The organism is Cytobacillus stercorigallinarum (genome assembly GCF_014836495.1).
Classification (GTDB): domain Bacteria; phylum Bacillota; class Bacilli; order Bacillales; family Cytobacillaceae; genus Cytobacillus; species Cytobacillus stercorigallinarum.
Map to the genome: position 1 here is coordinate 1 of NZ_JACSQT010000033.1, position 2503 is coordinate 2503.

2 protein-coding genes and 1 tRNA gene are annotated in these 2503 nt (G+C 37.2%); all 3 read right to left on the reverse strand.

Features of this window, described 5'->3' with window-relative positions; all coding sequences use genetic code 11:
- Positions 1–76 (reverse strand) — tRNA-Lys (locus H9655_RS22245).
- A 164-nt stretch (positions 77–240) separates the two neighbouring features.
- A complete protein-coding gene (locus tag H9655_RS22250; RefSeq protein ID WP_191817415.1) occupies positions 241–612 on the reverse strand; it encodes a DoxX family protein in 372 nt (123 codons plus the stop codon).
- A gap of 140 nt (positions 613–752) precedes the next feature.
- Entirely contained in the window at positions 753–2045 is a 1293-nt protein-coding gene (locus H9655_RS22255; RefSeq protein WP_191817416.1) for an adenylosuccinate synthase, read from the reverse strand.
- Positions 2046–2503: the final 458 nt, after the last annotated feature.

The following is a 2503-nucleotide window of genomic DNA, read 5'->3' on the forward strand; positions in this document are numbered from 1 at the left end:
TGGTGAGCCATGAAGGACTCGAACCTTCGACCCTCTGATTAAAAGTCAGATGCTCTACCAACTGAGCTAATGGCTCGCTTTTTTAATTTGAAGCGTTTTCTTGACGACGCTTTTTATATTATCATAGGGTGATAGCTTTGTACACTCCTTTTTTAATATTTTTTTAGAAAAACTTTTACTTATTAAAATCCTCACATCATTTATCATTTAACAATGCAAAAAAAACTAAATAACATGGGGTCATTTAGTCTTTTCTTTAGTGAGTTTAATTGCCCCTAAAATAAGTGGGATTTGTAACGGTAAACGCATCCATAATAATAACGGATGAATTTTTTTACCTTTATAGAAAGTATTATTTTTTACTGCCATGTTGATATTCGCTGGGAAAACAAGCACCATGAATAATGAAAGCAACTTCCCTACTAGACTTTGACCTCTTTTCGCCCACAGTAACAGCGCAAATGCGACCTCCATTACACCCGTAATGAGGACAATCCCTTTTTTAAATGGTAACGAATCTGGCACAATCTTGCGGAAATTTCGTTCACGGACAAAATGAAGGACTCCTGCTACAAACAAGATCAATGAATACATGCCTTTTAATATTTTCATATCCTCCCACCACCTTTGTCCATTCATTGCCCTGATTTTACATTTTCTAAACCACTATCACTTCGGTTCCTACAGAAAATTAACTTTTTAATAAAAAAAAGACCGTATCTACTACAGATACGATCTTAAAAAACTTCATTTTAGTTTTGTCTCCAAGGGCTTCTAACCACATTTGTTTGCGTACGGTCAGGACCAACAGAGAATATAGACAATGGAATACCTGTTAATTGAGAGACACGCTCTAAATAGTGACGCGCATTTGCTGGCAGCTCATCTAAAGATTTGCATGCTGTAATATCTTCTGTCCAACCTGGGAGCTCTTCATATACTGGTTCGCAATCAGCAAGGACTTTTAAGCTCGCTGGGAATTCTTCAATGATTTCGCCTTTGTAGCTATAAGCTGTACAAATTTTCAAAGTATCAATGCCTGTAAGAACATCAATAGAATTGAGTGAAAGGTCTGTAATGCCGCTCACACGACGAGCATGGCGAACCACGACACTATCAAACCAACCCACACGACGAGGACGACCTGTTGTTGTCCCATATTCACGACCAACTTCGCGAATTTGATCGCCAATCTCGTTATTTAATTCAGTCGGGAAAGGTCCATCTCCTACACGAGTTGTATATGCTTTAGAGACCCCAACAACATGTTTAATTTTTGTTGGTCCAACACCAGAACCGATTGCCACACCGCCAGCTACTGGGTTAGAAGAGGTAACGAATGGATATGTTCCTTGATCAATATCAAGCATAACCCCTTGCGCACCTTCAAATAATACTCTACGACCATCATCAAGTGAATCATTTAATACAACTGACGTATCACATACATATTTCTTCACTTGTTGACCGTACTCATAATATTCGTCCAGAATGTCTTCTATTTTGAAGCCTTCTGTTTCATAGATTCTTTCAAGTAAACGGTTTTTATCCGCTAAGTTACGAGCAAGCTTCTCTTCAAATACTTCTTTATCTAATAAGTCTGCGATACGGATTCCCACACGAGCGGCTTTATCCATATAAGCAGGTCCGATTCCTTTTTTCGTTGTCCCAATTTTGTTATCGCCTTTGCTATTTTCTTCTACCTCATCTAATTTTAAGTGGTAAGGTAAAATGACATGGGCGCGGTTACTAATACGTAAATTATCTGTTGTCACACCTTTTTCATGTAAGTAAGCCAATTCTTGTACCAATGCCTTCGGATCAACGACCATTCCGTTACCAATGACACAAATTTTATCACTATAAAAAATACCTGATGGAATTAAATGCAATTTATACGTTTCACCGTTAAATTTAATTGTATGTCCAGCGTTATTACCGCCTTGATATCTTGCAATCACTTCCGCATTCTCTGATAGAAAATCCGTGATTTTTCCTTTACCTTCGTCTCCCCATTGTGTTCCAACAACAACTACTGATGACATTACGAATGCACCTCCGAGGTTTCTTTTTCCCTTATCAAACAAACTAATTCTACAATTTTATTGTTATAAAGTCAATAAAACACGAACATTTTATTCATATAACGAAAAATACGTTCGTGAATATTTTTGTTGATTCATGTAATGATGGTAAGAAGGCCACCTTCTCTATTGCTTCTTAGTCAGTGGGGAATCTCTAGTGAATTTTTGGGGAAATTAAAGACTTTTATGTGATATTTGAGCAGCTCTCTTAGAGAATGCTGACATTGTGTAGGGGAAATCGTTTTTAATCTGCTATTTTTTCCCTTTCACTCCGGGTGTACAAGGAATTGAGAAATACTCACATTAGTTGGGGGAAATCTTCATGCTTGTGGGGGCAAATGTGAAATGCTCAGTCAAGTCCTTAATATTGTGTAAAATTCTAAACCACTGTTTTCAACTATTAATTAGTGATATGATTT